Origin of the sequence: Pseudomonas sp. IT-P74, from assembly GCF_949768175.1 — a bacterium.
GTDB lineage: Bacteria > Pseudomonadota > Gammaproteobacteria > Pseudomonadales > Pseudomonadaceae > Aquipseudomonas.
The window spans coordinates 1-988 of sequence record NZ_CATKQD010000036.1 but is presented as its reverse complement, the minus strand read 5'-3'; the positions used below and the strand labels follow the sequence as shown (position 1 = coordinate 988).

1 protein-coding gene is annotated in these 988 nt (G+C 61.4%); it reads left to right on the top strand.

What is annotated here, in order from left to right:
• Nucleotides 1-988 (top strand): Ig-like domain-containing protein (locus ACM6J5_RS18460; protein WP_414929105.1); only part of this gene is annotated, 988 nt, incomplete at both ends.

The following is a 988-nucleotide window of genomic DNA, read 5'->3' as shown; positions in this document are numbered from 1 at the left end:
AACCAACCTGATCACCCTGGACAACACCGGCGTGCAGGCTGCCGCCACCGGTAACGTGGGCAGCGGCACCACCGACTCCAACAACTATGCCATCGACACCGTGCGCCCGACGGCCACCATTGTGGTGACGGACACGGCGTTGAGAATCGGCGAAACCTCGTTGGTGACGATCACCTTCAGTGAAGCAGTGAGCGGTTTCACCAACGCCGACCTGACGATTGCCAACGGCACATTGACCGCGGTCAGCAGCAGTGACGGTGGCATTACCTGGACGGCCACCTTCACACCTTCGGCGAGCATCAACGACACGACCAACCTGATCACCCTGGACAACACCGGGGTCAGCGACCTGTCGGGCAACGCCGGCAGCGGCACCACCGATTCCAACAACTATGCCATCGACACGGTCCGCCCGACCGCCACGATCGTGCTGGCCGATACGACGCTGAGCGCGGATGAAACCTCGCTGGTGACCATTACTTTCTCCGAAGCAGTAAGCGGTTTCACCAACGCCGACCTGAGCATCGCCAACGGCACGTTGACCTCGGTGAGCAGCAGTGACGGCGGGATTACCTGGACCGCGACCTTCACCCCGACCGCCGGCGTAAATGACACGAGCAACGTCATCACCCTGAACAATACCGGTGTCACCGACGTGGCCGGCAACACCGGCAGCGGCACCACCAACTCCGGCAACTACACGATTGATACCGTGCTGCCGACGGCTACCATCGTGGTTGCCGACAACGCCCTGCAAATCGGTGAAACGTCGTTGGTGACCATCACTTTCAGCGAAGCCGTGAGCGGTTTCTCCAATGCTGACCTGACCATCGCCAATGGCACTTTGAGCGCCGTCAGCAGCAGCGACGGCGGCATCACCTGGACGGCAACCTTCACCCCGACCAATGCCATCACCGACACCAGCAACGTCATCACCCTGGATAACAGCGGTGTGCAAAACGGCTCGGGCAACGCCGGCAGCGGCACT